The following is a 17,678-nucleotide window of genomic DNA, read 5'->3' as shown; positions in this document are numbered from 1 at the left end:
AATTGGACAGTTTGTATAACAAGCCCCATAATAGGAATTGAATGATAATAGTAAAGATGGGGAGGAGAAATATCATGCCAAAACAAACTACATTTAAACAAGAACCCGTTACATTATTAGGAGAAGAACAAAAAGCAGGGAACAATGCTCCTGACTTTACGGTACTTGCAAATGATTTATCTGAGAAAACATTAGCTGATTACGAAGGAAAGGTGAAACTAATCAGTGTTGTGCCTTCTTTAGATACTGGTGTATGTTCCGAGCAGACTCGTCGTTTTAATGAGGAAGCAGCCAGCCTGGATAATGTATCGGTACTTACAATCAGCATGGATTTGCCATTTGCTCAAAAACGCTGGTGCGGTGCAAATGGGATTGAAAACGTAGAAACATTATCTGATCATCGCTCCGCAGATTTCGGCGAGAAGTATGGTGTGCTTATTGAAGAGCTTCGTTTATTAGCCCGTTCCATTTTCGTTGTGGACGAAAATAACAAAATTACTTATGTGGAATACGTTTCAGAAGTATCAGACCATCCGGATTATGATGCGGTATTGGAACATTTAAAATCAAAATAATAAAAAAAGCATGGTTTCCGCTTGGGACCATGCTTTTTTTATTGGTTATTCTACGGATTCAAATAATGGAATCATCTTTTGTGTTGCTACATCCAATAATCCTAAATCAGTAATTCGTACTTCAGGGATGACAGTTAAGGTTAAAGAAGATAATGCCATCGAAGGAGAGCGTCTGCCAACCTTTACTCCCATGGAATCTGCTGTTTGATTAAAGGAATCAATTTTTGGTGCAAGCTCTTCCACAGGTTCCGCTGCCATTAATCCGGCAATCGGCAAGTTAACTTGTGCTTTGACTTCTTGATTAGATACAAGGCAAAGTCCGCCGCCGGAAGCTTCTAATTGCTTGGCAGCTAGAAGCATATCCTTTGTATTTTTTCCAACAACGACAAGGTTATGGCTGTCATGCGCAATCGTAGTAGCATAAGCTCCTTCTTTTAATCCAGCATTTTTCAATATACCTACAAATGGTTTTCTACCTTGCCCATGTCTTCCAGTTACTGAAACATATAGGCAATCCTCTGGGAGAGATGAAATAACCCCATTTACAGCTTCCAGTTCCACCGTTCTTTTCTGTGTAGTACCGATTGGAAGCATCTCCATCGTATTGATTCTTACTTTTCCGTTCTGTACGGGTGAAGTAATTTGAAAATCTTCCTCTGTTAATACAGGGATGGAAACTGTATTTTTTGTTAGTGGCGGTACTTCACTGGATAGGGTTTCTGTTAAATGCTTCTCCTCCACCAATTGTTTTCCTTCGACAAATACATCGTTGATATCCATCTCATCAAGGGAGTTGACAAGGGAGAAGCTGGCGATATAGCCGGAGGCAATCGCTCCCTGATCTCTCAATCCGAAACGGACCGCACCATTTAAACTTGCATAGCGAATTGCTAATGGTGCGGGAATTCCTTCTTCAATACAGCGGCGGACGACCCGGCTCATTTGTCCGTTTTTCAGCATATCACTAGGTTCCACATCATCTGTACACATGGCAATATTGGAAGCGTAAGGAAGAACCTTCCATGCTTCTGCAGCAATGTCAGCAAATTGGCTGACACTGGATTCCCGGATATAGATCAGCATGCCAGCCCTTAATTTCTCAATAATTTCATCTGATTTACGGCTTTCATGATCTGTATTTACTCCAGCAGCAAGGTAGGCGTGCAAATCTTTTCCTGATACTCTTGGCAGATGGCCTTCGTTCAGCTTATTTTTTTGCAGACCAGCTTCCACAATGCCTGCCATTCGATCATCTTGGTTAATGACACCGACATAATCCATGACTTCAGCAACACCGACTGCTTCCGGCAAGTCTAATAGTTCATTAATATCTTCCGGACCAAATGCTGCCCCAGCTGTCTCCACACCTGGGACCGCTGGTACGCAAGAAGGAATGGTAAGTAAGAATTGTACGGGCAGATTTCTGCTGGCGGCTGCCATGTATTCCACACCTTCTTTTCCAAGGACATTTCCGATTTCATGCGGGTCGATAACTGCTGTTGTGGTGCCATGACGTAAAACTTCGCGGGCAAACATGTCTGGTGTAACCATTGTGCTTTCGATATGCACATGACAGTCAATCAATCCTGGAATGGCATATTTTCCTTTTGCATCGATTTCTTTTTCACCCTCGATAGGAAAGGAAGGTTTGCCATTTTCATACGCAGCAATTGCACTAAAACGATTTTCTTTTATGCCGATATCGGCAGGATATACTTCTGCAGTAAATACGTTAACCAGCTGTGCATTCCGGATAACTAAATCCATTTTGATATCTCCGCGTGCTGCAGCTACGATTTGGTTGCGACTATATTTCATCATTTTTTTCCTCCTTGTGTTGCTTTATTCTGCTAAGGTTATAAAATAAATAATCAATGGGATAACAAGAACAAACAGTCCCGGATGAACTTCTTTTATCCGGCCAGACAAGCTTTTTACAACAACATACATAATAATACCGGCAGAAATTCCGTTTCCGAAATTAAAAGTGAAAATGGTGATTACGATGGTAATAAATGCCGGCAATGATTCCGTAACTTCTGTGAAATCAATGTTTTTAACAGAAGAAAGCATGGTTAACCCAACTAAAATCAAGGCTGGAGCTGTTGCTTCTGTAGGAATAATCATAATAATCGGCGTAACGAATAAGGTTGCTAAAAATAAAATTCCTGTAGAAACAGCAGTTAATCCAGTACGGCCGCCTGCTTCGACGCCAGCTGCAGATTCCACATAGGTTGTCATGACAGGGACAGAGAAGAAGGAGCCCAAGGTGGTACCGCCTGCATCCACTAAGAAAGGCTTATCAATATTCGGCAGGTTTCCATTCTTGTCCAGCATGTTCCCTTTTCCAGCAACACCCAGCATGGTGCCGAGGCTGGAGAAGAAGTCCGGTACGAAAAAGGCCAGCATAAATGGGAAATATGCCATTTTTAATGCATCCATGATATCTAATTGAAATAATACTGGTCCCGGACTTTCAGGTAATGAAAATATGGATTCAGGAAGCTGAGTTACTCCCATTGGAATACCAATAATGGTTACAAGCGCAATTCCGATTAATAAATGTCCGCGCACATTTCGTGCTAAAAGAACACTCATAATGAGAAATCCAATTAAAGCGAGTATAGCACTGGGGGAGCTGACATCGCCTAATTGCAGAGAATTTGCACCCTCATCAGCAACCACCAGCCCCGCATTTCGAAAACCGATGAGTGCAATAAATAAACCGACACCTGCACCAATAGACAATTTGATTGCCGGCGGAATAAGGCGAACTATCAATTTTCTTAAACCGAAGATGGTAAATAATACGAATAGGATACCTGAGATAAATACCATACCCATCGCGGTTTGCCAAGGAATTCCTTCAGCGAGAACCAAAGTGACTGCTAAAAAAGCAACAGAGCCCAGGCCGGGAGCAAGGGCAAACGGACGGTTACTGTATAACCCCATTAGTATAGTGACTATTCCTGTCATCAGGATGACGGAAACAGTAATAGGCCCTACAGGCATCCCCGCTTCCTCCAGCATTCCAGGAACAATGATAAGAACGTATAGCATGGTCATAAACACAGTTAATCCTGCTGTCAATTCTGTTCGTGTATCTGTTTTGTTTTCCGTTAAATGAAAGAATTGATTAAGTTTGTTAGAAAACTTCATAAGATGACGATCTCCTTCTAAATGAATTGTTGGATGTGTCTCGTAAAATAAACAAAGTTCGGAAAAAACAGGATATCCCTGTATTTCCGAACTTTGTAAGTTAAAGTTATGTGTAACAGAATTGTACCAATTCAAAACCCAAATAAATGCTATAGTTAACATAGACTTTAACTACGTAGTCCGGTTCTTTGACGGGAACCAGGTAGAAACGCTCAGACCATATTACTGAGAATATACGAGTTAAATACACTTAAGTTACTATAGCAGACAGTGGTTGAAATATCAACATAAAAAATGAACGTTTTGAGGAAAAATAGATTTATTGTTCGTGTTTTCTGGGTAAACTGCTAACATATAAGAATATGTAAGAGAAATTCCTTTTACATCTGTCTCAAGTATTGTTAAAATAGAAAGTTGTCAGCTTGGATAGGAGGACATGCCATGGAGCAATCAAATGTTGAGAAATTATTTAAATCTATAGATGAAGTTACTGAAATCATACAAAATGCAAAAAATGAAACCTATCTGGAAAGTTTGATTATCGCTTTAAATATCATCTTAGATGATGGAGCTCAAGATGAGTTAGACGATGTTACAAAGCACAAGGTTGCAAAACCGGTTCAAACAGTTAATGAAGAAGAATTTGATGCAGAAACGTATCGAAAAGCGTTAAGCCTGTCTATTTTAAAAGGGATGAAAGGGGCTTCGCAACAGCAGCATTTAATGACGCCTGATACAGTCGGCTTTTTAATCAGCTACCTGACAAATAAGCTGATTGATAAAAAAGGGCAAATAAGTCTTTTTGACCCGGCTGGCGGGACAGCTAATCTGCTTACCATCGTCTTGAATCAATTGGAAAATCCTTTTAAAGCATATGCTTCTGAAGTCGATCCCGCGTTGATAGAGCTGGCTGTGTTAAATGCCAATTTGCAGAAAAAAGAAATCAGCTTTTATCATCAAGACAGTTTACGGCCTTTCCTGATAGAGCCTGTAGATATGGTTGTCACAGATCTTCCAGTAGGGTATTATCCAGATGATGTGACAGCGGAAGAATATCAATTAAAGGCTGATAAAGGAAATTCTTACGCACATCATTTATTTATAGAGCAGAGTTTGAAATATTTAAAAGAGGGCGGCTTTTTTATCGGTGTTATCCCGGAATTTTTATTTGACAGTGATCAATCGGACAAGCTGCATGCGTTTTTCCAGGAAACTGCACATATTGTCGGAGTCATCCGCTTGCCGGAAACATCTTTCAAGTCAAAAAATCAGGCGAAAAGTGTATTAATCCTGCAGAAAAAAGGGTATGGTACAAAAGAACCGAAGCAGCCGTTACTTGTACAATTGCCTTCATTTAAGAATGCGCAAGCAATGGCAGATATTATCAAACAAATCAATGAATGGTTTACATCCTATCCAAATAGGATTAAATGAAAATATAGGAGTGGAATGAAAATGAGTAATGTATTAGCAATTAATGCGGGGAGTTCATCTTTAAAATTTCAATTGATAAAAATGCCTGAAGAGGAAGTAGCGGCAATCGGCCTAGTAGAAAGAATCGGATTACCAGAATCTGTTTTTAAAATGGAAGCAAATGGAGAAGAAGAAAAAACAGTTACAGATATTCCAGATCATAGTGTAGCAGTAAAAATGTTATTAGATGCTTTAATTTCTCAAGGAATTATTCAATCATTTGATGAGATTGATGCGGTAGGACACCGTGTTGTTCATGGAGGAGAGTATTTCTCTGATTCGGTTTTATTAGATGATGAAGCAATTCAAAAAATTGAGGAAGTATCTGAACTGGCTCCTTTGCATAACCCTGCTAACTTGACTGGAATCAATGCTTTTAAAGAAATTCTTCCAGATGTTCCAATGGTGGCAGTATTTGATACAGCGTTCCATCAGTCTATGCCGGCATCTTCTTATTTATATAGCTTGCCAAGAAACTATTATGAAGACTATGGAATTCGTAAATATGGATTCCACGGAACTTCTCATAAATATGTTTCTGAGCGTGCGGCGGAGCTTTTAGGAAGACCGTTGGAAAGTCTTCGTTTAATTTCTTGCCATATTGGTAATGGCGCCAGTGTTACAGCAATTAAAGATGGGAAATCAATGGATACTTCAATGGGCTTTACACCGCTAGCCGGAGTAACCATGGGGACAAGATCTGGAAATATTGACCCTGCCTTGATTCCTTATATTATGCAGCGTACTGGGAAAACAGTTGACGAGGTATTGCATGTATTAAATAAAGAAAGTGGAATGCTGGCATTATCTGGGTTCTCTAGTGATTTACGTGATATTCAGGATGAAGCAGATACGAATGAACGAGCTGAGCTTGCATTAAATGTGTTTGCTGGGCGTATTCATAAGTATATTGGATCGTATGCTGCTAAAATGAATGGCGTGGATGCAATTATATTCACTGCAGGTGTAGGGGAAAATAGCATTGCTATACGTGAAAAAATTCTTACCGGTTTAGAATTCATGGGCATTTATTGGGACCCAAAACTAAATGATGTTCGCGGGAAAGAACAATTCATCAACTACCCGCATTCTCCAGTAAAAGTAATGGTCATTCCGACAAATGAAGAAGTAATGATTGCCCGGGATACCGTTCGTTTAAGTCAATAACATATACAGCCCAAAAAGCCTTTTTACTCATGAAGCTTATCGAGTAAAAAGGCTTTTTCAATACATTTTTAATAGGAAAATAAAAAGATTCTTAAAAAGTTCTAGCGCGTAACAAGCACGTCGCAGCTGGCATATCTCGTAATGCTTTCAGATACACTTCCAATTAAGAAGCGCTCTACAGCATTCATCCCGGTTGCCCCGCACATGATTAAATCAGCTTCAAAATTAGCCGCTATTTCTTTAGCAATTTTGACTTTAGGAGACCCATATTCAATGCAGCGGACAATATCTGTTAATCCGGCAGCTTCAGCCTGTTTGACGTAATCATCCAATAATTCTTTCGCATACGTCTCTGCTCTTTCGGATAAAGAACGGTCATACGCTTCAGCTGTTGAGAAATTACGAGAGTCCACGACATGAGCAAGAATCAATCGAGCATTATTTCGTTTAGCAACAGCGAGCGACTTAGTAAAAGCCTTTTCAGCTGCTTTCGATCCATCTACTGCGACAACAATATTTTTATATTCCATCATGATTCATCTCCCCTTTCTACTATTATTATATACCTGATTTGTAAGCGTTACAAACGAATAAATGTAAATTACATAACATTTCGAAAAAAAGTCAAAAAAGCAAATGAAATGATTCTAAAATTCGAAAAATGCTTGACAGTCGAGCTTAAAACAATTTTAGAATCAATAAAACCCCGGTCTTCTGCAGACCGGGGTTTTCGTAATTTAAAAACTAAGAAATAATTTGTAATGTTTTTGGATATTTTGTCAGCTCTAAAGGCATATAATTGGTCGTAAACAGCATATCTTCAATTCTTACGCCGCCAATATTTGGAACATAGATTCCAGGTTCAATCGTAAAACACATTCCAGGTTCGATAGGAAGGGTGTTTTCGCTGTGCATGGAAGGATATTCATGTGTTTCAATTCCCAATCCATGCCCAAGCCGGTGTGTGAAATAGTCACCGTATCCTTGCTCTGTAATATAATTTCTTGCGATTTTATCTAATTCGCCGACTGCAGTGCCGGTTCTGCTTGCATCTATCGCTCTTTCTTGTGCTTCCAACACCGTGTCATATATCTGTTTCTGTTCATCTGAGATATTACCAAAGGCAACAGTCCTTGTAATATCAGAGCAATAACCTTGATAAATAACTCCTAAATCGAAGAGAACGAAACTATTTTTCTCTAACTGCGTTTTATCAGGATTTCCGTGAGGGGAGGCTGTTTTTGAACCGAATAAAGCCATGGTCTGAAAGGACATCTCGCGTATACCCTGTTTTTTTAAGGTGTGCTCAATGGTCGCAACTACCTCTAGTTCGGAGACACCTTCTTTTAAGGCTTCCACACCAGTTTTAACACCTAAATCTGCTAATTCAGCGGCTGTCCGTAATAAATCATGCTCTTTTTTGGTTTTAATTAAACGCAGATTTTGGATAACTGGCGTGGCATCTATATAGGCCGCATCCGGGAAGATTTCTTGAAGCTGGTTATAACGGTAAAGCGTCAGATGGTCTTTTTCCACTGCCATGACAGCTGGTTCTTTTTCTTGTTTCTTTAAGAACGCCTGTAAGGAATGCCAAGGATTTTCATGGTCATAATAGCTTACAATCAAATGCTCCCATCCGGCATTTCTTGCATCATCTTCTTCCATTTTAGGTAATAGAAATATCGGGTCGATTCCGTCCATAACAAGGATTCCGATAACTCTTTCATGCGGATCAGTATAGTATCCGCTTAAATAATATACATTTGCTTTGGAGCTGATAAAACAACTGTCCGCTTGCTGTTTTTTTAGCTCGGCAAATAAATGGTTAATTCTGTCTGACATTATTTTTTGCCTCCTAGTTGATTAGTATTACTGCTGTTTGACATGAATAAATAGTATGCTCTAAAAAAATTATAGCAGATAGAAAGAAAAAATCCGATAAAAATGAAACTTTTTGCGAAATCAATCGTATTTCATACTGTACACGGACCGTACATTACTATTACTTATTCCAAGAGGAGGATTTGTATGTTTCAATTTTTTAATCGAATGAAAACAATTGTCAGTTCAGAACTGAATGCAATGATTGATAAGGCGGAAGATCCGGTCAAGATGTTAGATCAGTACTTGCGGGATATGGGCAAGGATATTGAAGAGGTTGAAGCTGCTGTAGCAAAACAAATGGCCAATGAAAAAATGCTGAAGCGCAAAGCGAATGATGCGAAAGCGATGGTGGAAAAGCGCCAGGAACAGGCTGAAAAAGCAGTAGAAGCAGATAATGAAGAATTAGCGAGAAAAGCATTAGAAGATAAAAGACATCAGGAGAAATCGTATGAGTCTCTACAAGCTTCTTGGGAGCGCGCGGATGAGGATGTCCGAATCCTGAAAGAAAAACTATCTGAAATGAAAAAAGAATACCAAGAAATGAAATTGAAAAAAGACTCCTTAAAGGCACGTGCAGAATCTGCGAAAACAAGAACGAAAATGAACCGTACAATGTCTTCTATCGGCAGCGATCAATCTCGTCAAGGATTTGAAAGAATGGAAGAAAAAGTACTGCAATACGAAGCAGAAGCAGAAACCTCAGAAGATTTAAATGAAAGTGCGCGTACGCTGGATGATGAATTCAAAGAGCTTGAAAATAATAATGGTGTGGATGATGAATTAGCTGCTTTGAAAAAGAAATTTAATAAATAATTGCTGAAAAAGATGCATAGAAATACCTGATAGCGGGAAGACACACTACGAAATCAAAATAATAATCCAAATCGTCAAAGGAGAGATTTTCAGTGAAAGTATCTTTTCATGGACATTCTGTAGTAAAAGTAGATACAGGAAAGCATCGCATCATTATTGACCCGTTTATCAATGGAAATGAAGCATGTGATTTAGATCCGAGTACGGAAAAGGCTGACGTTATTTTGCTGACACATGCTCATAATGATCATGTCGGAGATACAGTGGAAATAGCTAAAAATAACGATGCCTTGGTTGTAGCGCCGAAAGAACTTGCCGATTATATAGCATCAAAAGGTGTGGAGGCACATCCAATGCATATCGGCGGTTCCCGTGAATTTGAATTTGGGAAAGTGCAGCTTACGCAAGCTTTTCACGGCTCATCCTATGAAGAAGAGGATGGAACAGTCATTTACGGAGGAATGCCTGCAGGAATACTTCTTACAGTAAATGGAAAGACAATGTATCACTTAGGAGATACGGCATTGTTTACAGATTTAAAAATGTACGGTGAATTAAATGATATTGATATTGCCTTTATTCCAATCGGTGATAATTTTACGATGGGGCCAAGTGATGCACTGCTTGCAGCTGAATGGGTAAATGCCAAGACAGTTGTTCCTGTGCATTATAATACCTTTCCGCCGATTGTTCAGGATCCGGAAGATTGGGCATCTAAAGTGAAGGCTGGTAATGCCCGCGCAATGAAAGTTGGAGAAACAATCGATTTAACTTCTTAACGTGCGTGTTCAAAAAGTATATATTTTGCTAGAAAACCACAGAGATAGATTATATTCTGTGGTTTTCTGCTGCATAGAAATCATCCTCGCTCATACAATTATAAAAAAGGAGGATGCCAGCCTTGAAAACAAATATTATTCTAAGGTTATTATTAGTTTGCTTTTTTATCTATATTGCATGGCCGATGGTTCCGCAGTCTTCCAGCTCTTTAGAATTCCTCTTTTGGGGGTGCTGGTTATTATTTGCCTTTGTATTTATCGGCGCAAATCTTGCAACACTATTAAAAATGTCCCGGCCCCCGGTTATGGAACAGGAGGGGATAAATAAGAAGAAACTGCGCAGCCATTGAGTTTCTCCTGTATCAATTGTATAATAAGACTAATATGTTTTATATAGTACAGTTGAAAGAGGGTGATGGCAGATGGCGACCAAGCATGAACAGATTTTACAGCATATTTTATCATTGCCAGTTGGAAGCAAGATATCTGTCCGTCAAATTGCGAAAGATTTAAATGTGAGTGATGGGACTGCTTACCGGGCGATTAAGGAAGCAGAAAATCAAGGAATCGTAAGTACGATTGAACGTGTAGGAACGATTCGGATCGAGAAGAAAAAGAAAGATAATTTTGAAGAGCTGACGTTTGCTGAGATTGTTAATATCATTGATGGACAAGTACTTGGAGGCAGAGACGGGCTTCATAAAACACTCAGTAAATTTGTGATTGGCGCCATGCAGTTAAATGCCATGATGCGCTATACGCAAGCTGATTCGCTGCTGATTGTCGGAAACCGTTTTGAAGCGCATAAGCTTGCTTTAGAAGCGGGAGCAGCTGTCCTGATTACAGGAGGCTTCGATACGGATGATTCTATAAAACAGCTTGCCAATGAAAAAAAATTGCCTATTATTTCGACAAGCTATGATACGTTTACAGTTGCGGCTATGATTAACCGCGCGATTTATGATCAATTGATTAAAAAGGAAATTATTTTTGTAGGAGATATTTCAACACCGTTTGAGTCCTCTTATTATTTAGCGGCGAAACAGCAGGTGAAGGATTGGTATATTAATAATGAAGTTTCCTCGCACACACGATTTCCGGTTGTGGACGACCGTATGAAAGTAGTAGGAATGGTTTCTTCGAGAGATATCGTCGGGAAAGACCAAACTACATTTATTGATCGTATCATGAGCCGGAAGCCGTTAGTTGTTCAGGAAAAAACATCTTTAGCCTCGGTTGCACATATGATGGTCTGGGAAGGTATCGAGCTCGTTCCTGTGGTGGATAGTTCGCATGTATTAAAAGGCGTTGTTTCCAGACAGGACGTATTAAAAGCCATGCAGCAGATCCAGAGACAGCCGCAGGTCGGAGAAACAATTGAAGATATTGTTGCTAACAATATGTCGCAGAATCCGAGTGAGGAAGGGTTGTTTGAAGCGCATGTTATTCCGCAAATGACAAACCATTTAGGAACATTATCACATGGTGTATTTACAGCTCTCATCACAGAAGCAAGTGAAAAAATGATGAAAATAGAGAAGAAAGCAGAAATTTCGATTGAGAATATTACGGTTTATTTCAGCAAGCCGGTACCAATCGACAGTATTTTACTTCTTAGGCCAACACTTTTAGATGTCGGCCGTTTATATGCAAAGATAGATGTAGAAGTAATGCATGGACAAACTACTGTCGGACGGTCATTGATTATGGCGCAGCTGATCAATCGGTAACAGCGTAATTGATTTTTCTTTTGAAGACGAAAAAAACAACTGGAATACGATAATTCCAGTTGTTTTAAGCTGAAATGAAGCAATTTATTCAAAATGTAACGATCTGATTTGAAAGCTGTGCTTCTATTTTACCTAGTTTGGATGCAATCTTCTCCACTCTTTTTGATAGTGCCGTGCTTCTTTGAATCCACGAATCAATTGCATTAATCCTAATGCAAAGATAACAAGGCCGATAAACAAGCTGAGCTGTGTCAGATAAAGGGAGTATTGATTAATGGAAAAAGCGATTAAAAATGCTCCCAGGCTGGATCTCGCCCGGCCATTAAAGTATTTTTGTGTTAACGTATTTTTCTCTTTGAGGATTGCTACTTTATAATAGATATAAAAGACAGCTGAAATTATAATTATTATTGGAAAGATAACCATTTTAAATGCTCCGCTCCTAATTACATATTGTTTAATGCTACGTTTATTGTACCGTTTTTTTATCAATTAATCTAGGAAAAATCATAACTATATCATCAACAAAAAGGGAGATTGTCATGGAAATTACAAAAATTATTGAAGCGATTGAAGCAAGCGAGAGAATCATTATACATCGGCATGTCCGCCCTGATCCGGATGCAATTGGATCTCAGATGGGGTTAAAAGCATTGATTAGACATTCCTTTCCGGAGAAAGAAGTCTACGCTGCAGGAGAAGATATCCCGTCCCTGACTTTTTTAGCGCAGATGGATGATGTATCAGACGAGCTTTATCAGGGAAGCTTAGTCATTGTCTGTGATACAGCAAACCAGCCGCGGATTGATGATGATCGTTATAATAAAGGAAAACAGCTGATAAAAATCGATCATCATCCGGTCACAGATTCTTATGGAGATATCGAATGGGTGTCTACCGATGCCAGTTCTACTTCTGAGATGATTGTTGGTCTTGCATTGGAAGCGCGTCCCCGGGGCTGGAATTTAAATAATGAAGCAGCCCGTCTCTTATATGCAGGAATCGTTGGGGACACAGGAAGATTTAAATTTCCAAGTACAACTGTGAAAACATTTCAATATGCCGGTGAATTAGTTCGTTATGATTTTGACCGGACAGCTATATATGATGGGTTATACGAGGCGGAGGAAAAAGTATTGCGGTTAAGCGGCCACATTTTACAGCATTTTAAGATGTCTGAGAATGGGCTGTGTGTCATTAAATTAACTGCTGAATTATTGAAAGCATTTGATGTTACTGTGGAGGAATCAAACCAGCTTGTCCAGACGGTAGCAGATGTCAAAGGGATTAAAGCATGGGTATTTTTTATTGAAGAGCCTGACCAAATTCGGGTGCGTATCCGTTCGAAAGGAATTGTAATTAATCAAATTGCTAAGAAATATAATGGCGGAGGACATCCGTTGGCCTCTGGTGCAACCGTATATAACTGGGAGGAAGCAAATCATTTAGCAGCTGATTTAGAAAAAGTGTGCAGGGACGAAGTTTAAAACAGATGTAATTGCTGAAATTGGAGAGATATGAAACAAAGCTAAGGCTGTTATGCGAGAGGCAAGATAAAATAATTTGTCTGCGTTATAACAGCCTTATTGATTTAAAGTGGATAATGAAACGAATCATACTATCATCTTACGGATTCAGGCAGGACCACAACTCTTAATTCTGAACCAAATGCAATTTGTCGGACACGGAATTGGTAGCTCATGCCATCAAGAGTGAAGGCTTTATTTTCGATTGTTGCGATTAATAGCTTATCTGAACGTGATACAAGCTCTACTTCCTCTCCGATGACGTGGTTGATTTCTTCGCGAATCAAAGCCCGCAGCTGATCCTGCATTAATAAATCGATACGCATCGATTCCGGGTCTTCTATCTCAATGTCGATTCTTGAGATGGTGAGCGGCTGTTTGGTCTGCTCGCTTAAATCTTCTTTATCCTTCAGCAGGGTCTGATTTGTTTGCTCCAGCTCGGTTACCTCATTCGACAGCTCCATATTCTCTTTTAACATTTCTTCATACATGGTTCCGTACATATAGGTGAAGACCATATAGGAAATAATGCTGCCGAAAAAGAAACCGACAAAAATGAGCTGCCAGCTTGTTTTTTTATGATAATGCGGGATGTGCATCAGGGAGCATCTCCTTGTGAAAACCATTGAATAATAATCAGGCCAACCTTTACTCCGCCCATTGCAGATAGAATCAACAGGATCTGTTTTACTAAATCCATTGGAGTTCCGTCGAATAACCCTCTTTCAAAGTTGGCGATTGCGTCAAAGGTGCCTCCGATTGCAGCGACAATCCCCCATATTCTTAAGCGTTCTGCGATTCGATTCATAGAGGTCAGGGCAGCATCTCCGGTGGCGAAATCACCTATGCTTCCTATAATCGATCCTCCGATGATGACTCCTAACGCAATAAAAAAACAATGAATAAATGCTGCAAAAAATCTTTCCTCCATACTGTGACACTCCTCGCATGATAGCTTGTCTGCTAATTGGCAATCCTTATAATTGGAGGTTGCTATATTCTAGCTTATGAATGAAACAGACAAGTTATGAAAACTAAAACGATAGGCACATATGTACTATCTTGTTATAATAGATATAGAAATGCGTGTTCAAGAAGCAGGAAGACATTCGATTTCTCATTTTAAGGAGTTTTTTGAACATCCTCTAGAAAGAAGGCAGGGTAGAATGACGTACACACATATATCGGTGAAAAGCGGCTATAGTTTAATGGAGAGCACCATTTCTATACCAAAGCTTGTTCAAAAAGCAAAATATTTACAGTATCAAAGCCTCTGTTTAACAGATGAGGCTGTTCTTTATGGTGCTGTTTCATTCTATAAAGCTTGTATGGATCAGGGGATTAAGCCGATTATTGGCATGCGGATTTCTGTTCAGATGGATGATAATGAACAGGAGATTCCATGTATCGTTCTCGCTAAAAATAAAACAGGCTACCAGCAGCTTCTACAGTTAAGCACCTATCTGCAAACAAATCAGCTTGATAAGCTGCCGGTTGAACAGCTTGGGGAATATACAGACGGTGTCATCGGTGTACTCTCTGGAAAGGCATTCCTGAGGGCTGGCAATGATTCCTCCGAAACAGAAAGCCAACTACTCTTTCAACAGCTTAAAAAGGCAGAAGCTTATTTTGAAGAAGGTGACTTTTATGTCGGCATCGATTCAGCTTCACATCAGCTGCAAATATGGAAAAAGGCGGACTTCGCTTATGTGGCGATGCAGAATGTAGTGTATTTAGACGAACAGGATGTATTGGCTTATGATTGCCTGCAATCGATGCGGTTCGGGGAGAAATGGGCTCCAAAACGAAAGGAACAGCTGCCTGAAGGTCATCATTTTACTTCTCCGGAGGAAATGAAGCAATTATTTCATACTTGGCCGGAGCTGCTGGATAAGACTGAAGAAATCGCAGGAAAATGTACTGCCTATTTACATTTTGATGAGCAGCATCTGCCTTCCTTCCCCACGCCGGATCAGGTAACCGCAGATACCTATTTGCGGGAGCGCTGTGAAGAGGGTTTGCAGGAGCGGTACCCGGTCGTTACAGAAGCTCATCGAAAACGGATGGAATATGAGCTGAATACGATTATCAATATGAACTACAGCGATTATTTTTTAATTGTTGCCGATTTTATTCAATTTGCGAAAGATAAACATATCATGGTCGGACCGGGAAGGGGATCATCAGCTGGTTCCATTGTTGCTTATATTTTAGGAATCACAGAAGTTGATCCATTAAAATATAATCTTCTGTTCGAACGTTTTTTAAATCCGGAACGGCTGACTATGCCGGATATTGATGTAGACTTTTCTGATATCCGCCGTGATGAAGTAATTGATTATGTAAGAGATAAATATGGCAGGGAGCATGTTGCACAGATTATTACTTTTGGCACCTTTGCGACACGCTCGATTCTCCGAGAACTGATGAAAACAATGGATGTCCATGATCAGGATGTTGCTTATATTTTGCGGGAAATGAAGCGGGCATCATCCAAAAGTATTCAACGGCTGCTGCAGGATTCAACGGAATTAGCATCCTATGTAAAGGCCTCTGAAAAATTAAAGGTTTTATTTACCATCGCGATTAAATTAGAAGGCTTGCCAAGAAACGTGTCTACTCATGCTGCGGGCGTTGTGATTAGTGAGCAGCCTTTAATGAGAGATGTTCCGTTGACAAGCGGCACAGGGGAAACGTACTTGACACAATATGCAATGAACGAATTGGAAGCCGCAGGTCTGTTGAAAATGGACTTCCTGGGGCTCCGAAATCTTTCGTTAATAGAAAGAGTCATGAAAGGTGTGGCATATACCCAAAACAAAGGAGAAATATTGACCCATATTCCAGAACAGGATGAAAAAACGTTTGCCATGCTGCGACAAGGGGAAACCAGCGGTGTTTTTCAGTTAGAATCAACAGGGATGCAGCGTGTTCTAAAAGAGCTGCAACCATCCTCGTTTGAAGATATTGTAGCGGTTAATGCGCTTTATCGTCCAGGTCCGATGGATTTTATCCCTGTGTATATCCGGCGTAAATTTAAGCAAGAAGCTGTAACCTATCCGCATCCAGATTTAGAACCGATTTTAAAATCAACCTATGGTGTTCTGATTTATCAGGAGCAGATCATGCAGATTGCGCACCGTATTGCCGGTTTCAGTCTTGGTGAGGCGGATATTTTAAGAAGAGCGGTAAGTAAGAAGAAAGACAATATGATGCAGCAGCAGGAGGCAGCCTTTATCAAAGGGTGCTTAAAGAATGGCTACTCTCAGGCTGTGGCTGCGGAAATTTTCAGCTGGATTGTCCGCTTTTCCAACTATGGATTTCCAAGAAGCCATGCTGTCGCCTATAGTAAAATATCCTATCAGCTCAGTTATCTGAAAGCACATTATCCAGAAGTATTTTTTTCATGCCTGCTAACGGATGCTAAAAATCAGCCCGAAAAGCTGTCTATGTACCAGGAGTCGTTAAAAGAGCTTGCAATTAAGATACTCCCGCCACATATTAATAGAAGCTATCAGCAATTTACAGTGGAGAAAAACATGATACGTACCGGGTTAGCTGCTATTAAGTCTATCAGTTATCAAGCGTTGGTTCATATTTTAGAAATCCGAAAAGAGGCTTCTTTCACCAGCTTTTTTGATTTTTGTATGCGAATCGATATAAAAAAAGTAAATCGGGCCGCTATTAAAAACCTGATTTTAGCTGGTGCATTTGATACGTTTCATCCCAATAGGGCAAGCTTGATTGAAACGATTAATCCAGCGCTGGAACAAAAGGAATTGTTTCAGGGGATGTATGAAGATGCCTCCTTATTTCAGGATGCGTTGGAATATACAGAAGCGGAAGACTACTCCAAAATACAAAAGCTCACTTTTGAGAAAGAATTGATGGGTATCTATATCTCAAATCACCCATTTGAAAGTTATCGGAATGTATTAAGAGCGAATGGAATACTTTCTTTTAAACAGGCAGAGGAGTTCATCGGGAAGAGAAAAGAAATCTATACCGTCGGAGTAGTAGAAGAGATAAAGATTATACGCACAAAAAACAGAGAAAGAATGGCATTTTTAACAGTGTCGGACGAAGATAAAAAGATGGATGCTGTTCTTTTTCCGGATTTATTTCGGCAAATTTCGAATCAGCTGGAAGAGGAACAGCTGGTTTGGATGCGTGTTACGGTCGAAGAGAGAAACCAGAAGCGTCAGTTTATTTTAAAGGAAATAGCAGCACTGGATTTGTCTGAAGTGGATATACCAGAAACGAATAAATTATTTATACGAATGACAAACCAAGATAAAAGCAGTGTTTTGAAATATTTGCAGCAAATAGCTGAACAGCATCCGGGGAAGACGCCGGTAATCGTATATGATCCTGTAAACAGAGAAACCTACCAGCTTGCAAACAGCTATTCTCTTCAAGTGACAGAGAAAGAAATGAGACAGCTGAAAAATTATTTTGGAAATGATAATGTGGTTGAGCGCTGATTTTATACGCTATTAGAAAACACCCGAAATATATTTTGAAAATAGAGGAGAAGCCGAATTTTTTACCAGAAACCGGCTTCTTCTTTAT

General features: G+C 39.7%; 16 protein-coding genes and 1 riboswitch. Of the genes, 9 read left to right on the top strand and 7 right to left on the bottom strand.

The window, feature by feature from the left end:
- Positions 1–74: 74 nt before the first annotated feature.
- On the top strand, positions 75–575 hold the full coding sequence (gene tpx, locus MKY45_RS16185) for a thiol peroxidase (RefSeq protein WP_042535376.1): 501 nt from the start codon (positions 75–77) through the stop codon (positions 573–575).
- Between the two features lie 45 nt (positions 576–620).
- On the opposite strand, the gene ade is transcribed toward tpx, so the two are convergent.
- Together ade and MKY45_RS16175 are read right to left on the bottom strand one after the other, a co-directional pair.
- Positions 621–2,396 (bottom strand): adenine deaminase, encoded by a 1,776-nt coding sequence (gene ade / locus MKY45_RS16180; RefSeq protein ID WP_289584940.1) that lies wholly within the window; start codon positions 2,394–2,396, stop codon positions 621–623.
- Between the two features lie 21 nt (positions 2,397–2,417).
- Positions 2,418–3,734, bottom strand: coding sequence for an NCS2 family permease (locus MKY45_RS16175; protein WP_193063239.1), 1,317 nt, complete (start codon positions 3,732–3,734; stop codon positions 2,418–2,420).
- Positions 3,735–3,889: 155 nt separating this feature from the next.
- Positions 3,890–3,993, bottom strand: a riboswitch (purine riboswitch).
- Positions 3,994–4,175: 182 nt separating this feature from the next.
- On the opposite strand from MKY45_RS16175, the gene MKY45_RS16170 reads away from it, so the two are divergent.
- Together MKY45_RS16170 and MKY45_RS16165 are read left to right on the top strand one after the other, a co-directional pair.
- Positions 4,176–5,168: a class I SAM-dependent methyltransferase gene (locus MKY45_RS16170; protein WP_193063241.1), complete on the top strand. Its 993-nt coding sequence runs from the start codon at positions 4,176–4,178 to the stop codon at positions 5,166–5,168.
- Positions 5,169–5,189: 21 nt separating this feature from the next.
- Positions 5,190–6,374 carry an acetate kinase gene (locus MKY45_RS16165; RefSeq protein ID WP_042535370.1) on the top strand — a complete coding sequence of 395 codons (1,185 nt, stop codon included), beginning with the start codon at positions 5,190–5,192 and terminating at the stop codon, positions 6,372–6,374.
- Between the two features lie 101 nt (positions 6,375–6,475).
- Here MKY45_RS16165 and MKY45_RS16160 read toward each other — a convergent pair whose 3' ends face one another.
- Positions 6,476–6,907, bottom strand: coding sequence for a universal stress protein (locus MKY45_RS16160; RefSeq protein WP_042535369.1), 432 nt, complete (start codon positions 6,905–6,907; stop codon positions 6,476–6,478).
- Positions 6,908–7,118: 211 nt separating this feature from the next.
- On the bottom strand, positions 7,119–8,216 hold the full coding sequence (locus tag MKY45_RS16155) for a M24 family metallopeptidase (protein ID WP_193063243.1): 1,098 nt from the start codon (positions 8,214–8,216) through the stop codon (positions 7,119–7,121).
- A gap of 186 nt (positions 8,217–8,402) precedes the next feature.
- Here MKY45_RS16155 and MKY45_RS16150 point away from each other — a divergent pair, with 186 nt between their 5' ends.
- From MKY45_RS16150 to MKY45_RS16135, 4 genes are all read left to right on the top strand, one after another.
- Complete coding sequence (locus tag MKY45_RS16150) at positions 8,403–9,071, top strand: PspA/IM30 family protein (RefSeq protein WP_042535367.1); 669 nt, start codon at positions 8,403–8,405, stop codon at positions 9,069–9,071.
- A gap of 92 nt (positions 9,072–9,163) precedes the next feature.
- The gene (locus MKY45_RS16145) at positions 9,164–9,850 is read left to right on the top strand and encodes a metal-dependent hydrolase (protein ID WP_042535366.1); all 687 of its coding nucleotides are present in this window, start codon (positions 9,164–9,166) and stop codon (positions 9,848–9,850) included.
- A gap of 122 nt (positions 9,851–9,972) precedes the next feature.
- A complete protein-coding gene (locus tag MKY45_RS16140; protein ID WP_042535365.1) occupies positions 9,973–10,200 on the top strand; it encodes a hypothetical protein in 228 nt (75 codons plus the stop codon).
- A 72-nt stretch (positions 10,201–10,272) separates the two neighbouring features.
- Complete coding sequence (locus MKY45_RS16135; protein ID WP_193063245.1) at positions 10,273–11,580, top strand: DRTGG domain-containing protein; 1,308 nt, start codon at positions 10,273–10,275, stop codon at positions 11,578–11,580.
- A 132-nt stretch (positions 11,581–11,712) separates the two neighbouring features.
- Here the strand turns inward: MKY45_RS16135 and MKY45_RS16130 are convergent, their stop codons facing one another.
- Positions 11,713–12,006, bottom strand: a complete 294-nt coding sequence (locus MKY45_RS16130; RefSeq protein ID WP_042535359.1) for a YtpI family protein — start codon at positions 12,004–12,006, stop codon at positions 11,713–11,715.
- Positions 12,007–12,122: 116 nt separating this feature from the next.
- Here MKY45_RS16130 and MKY45_RS16125 point away from each other — a divergent pair, with 116 nt between their 5' ends.
- The gene (locus MKY45_RS16125; RefSeq protein WP_193063247.1) at positions 12,123–13,067 is read left to right on the top strand and encodes a DHH family phosphoesterase; all 945 of its coding nucleotides are present in this window, start codon (positions 12,123–12,125) and stop codon (positions 13,065–13,067) included.
- Positions 13,068–13,201: 134 nt separating this feature from the next.
- Here the strand turns inward: MKY45_RS16125 and ytrI are convergent, their stop codons facing one another.
- Positions 13,202–13,705 (bottom strand): sporulation membrane protein YtrI, encoded by a 504-nt coding sequence (gene ytrI / locus MKY45_RS16120; protein ID WP_042535356.1) that lies wholly within the window; start codon positions 13,703–13,705, stop codon positions 13,202–13,204.
- On the bottom strand, positions 13,705–14,037 hold the full coding sequence (locus tag MKY45_RS16115) for a YtrH family sporulation protein (protein ID WP_042535354.1): 333 nt from the start codon (positions 14,035–14,037) through the stop codon (positions 13,705–13,707). The genes ytrI and MKY45_RS16115 overlap by 1 nt, the downstream gene beginning before the upstream one ends.
- Positions 14,038–14,272: 235 nt before the next feature.
- Here MKY45_RS16115 and dnaE point away from each other — a divergent pair, with 235 nt between their 5' ends.
- Positions 14,273–17,590 carry a DNA polymerase III subunit alpha gene (gene dnaE / locus MKY45_RS16110; protein ID WP_193063249.1) on the top strand — a complete coding sequence of 1,106 codons (3,318 nt, stop codon included), beginning with the start codon at positions 14,273–14,275 and terminating at the stop codon, positions 17,588–17,590.
- Positions 17,591–17,678: the final 88 nt, after the last annotated feature.

This window comes from Oceanobacillus sp. FSL K6-0251 (assembly GCF_038004725.1).
In the GTDB taxonomy this organism is placed as follows: Bacteria; Bacillota; Bacilli; order Bacillales; family Amphibacillaceae; genus Oceanobacillus; species Oceanobacillus oncorhynchi.
The sequence above is the reverse complement of the archived record's forward strand: the minus strand, read 5'-3'. Positions and strand labels throughout refer to the sequence as shown.